This window comes from Kandleria vitulina DSM 20405 (assembly GCF_000702065.1).
Taxonomy (GTDB): Bacteria; Bacillota_I; Bacilli_A; order Erysipelotrichales; family Coprobacillaceae; genus Kandleria; species Kandleria vitulina.
The window spans coordinates 1-1,300 of the sequence record NZ_JNKN01000077.1; the positions used below are offsets into that span (position 1 = coordinate 1).

The 1,300-nt window shown below is 38.8% G+C and carries 1 protein-coding gene; it reads right to left on the reverse strand.

Translation table 11 applies throughout. The annotated features are described in order from the left end of the window. A partial coding sequence (locus T513_RS0109625; RefSeq protein WP_031589917.1) for a GGDEF domain-containing phosphodiesterase occupies positions 1 to 1,184 on the reverse strand: 1,184 nt, incomplete at its 3' end. Positions 1,185 to 1,300: the final 116 nt, after the last annotated feature.

Below are 1,300 nucleotides of genomic sequence, written 5' to 3' on the forward strand. Positions count from 1 at the left end.
CCTTCATCCAACCATTTTCTTATATTCTTACAAACAAGATCAAGCATATAGAAATCCAGCCGGAATATATCCGTGTTACGTTCGAGTATCGGAATGAAATCCATAGGTGGTATTATCCTTCCATCCCTGATCCATCTGCATAGAGCCTCTGCGCCTATGATTCTGCCCGTTTCAACATTTACTTTTGGCTGATAGTATGCATGGAATTCATAATTATTTAGAGCTTCTTCAAAATGTCTGCGGATTTTTGAAACATTCTCTTTATCCTCTATATACTGCATGCTCGCATATACAACATCAGCTTCATCGGATATTTTTGCAGTCTGACAAGTGGGCAAGATCATTTCAACAATGTTGCCCGGCCTTTCATATTTGAAATCACTCGGAATGATAAATACTCCGGCATATGCTGATACGATTGCGCTGCTTGAAGTCAGCCGGTCATATATGATAGGTGTGCCTTCAAAAAAAGCGAGAATTTTCTCCAACATTTCATTTGGGAATATAGCTGCGAAGTTATCCCCGCCCACACGACACACAGTACCACTATTTCCAATCATATCCCTTAAAGTATCGAAATGGGCTTTCATAACGGCGTTGCCTTCTTCGAATCCCAGATCACGATTTATGACAGAAAAATTCTTAAGGCTATACATAATGGCGGTAAAGCCGTTAAATCCACCTGTTTTATTCATTTTTTCAAGATGGCGGAAGAAATATGCAAAATTCGGATATCCATTGTTGTCATGAAACGCGAGATTCTCGATTGCTTTCTGCATACGGTTCCGTCCTATGTAACTCATCATGGAACGCAGACAGATGTCAAGCTGCTGTTCTTCTTTATTGCTCAAATGTTCTGTGCCTTTGGCAGAATATGCTATGGTTCTAACTATAGCCCCTGTTCTTGAAATGAGTTCTTTTTTGAGCACAACAATGTCCGCAGAACCTTCATTGAAATCACAGAGGATTTCTCCCTTGCCGTCTTTTTCATCCACACTGCTCATATAAAACTCTGTGACAACTTTGGTCAGACGAAAAGAACGAGCCAATCTGCAAAGAACATCAACCAGGGTTTCTCTGGAAAAATGTTCAAAATCAACCATGGCATCGATGTATTTTATGAATAGTTCTGAAAAATCATCTTGTGTTGTCAATTTTTCATCAGTATTATCTAAGTTGGCCATTATTTCTCCTCCGGTTCTCAGTGGTAGTGTCAAAAATCTATACCACATAGCACTAATACACTACCCTCAATTTTATCTATATAAACAGTAAAATGATTACTGAGTATATCTTAGTA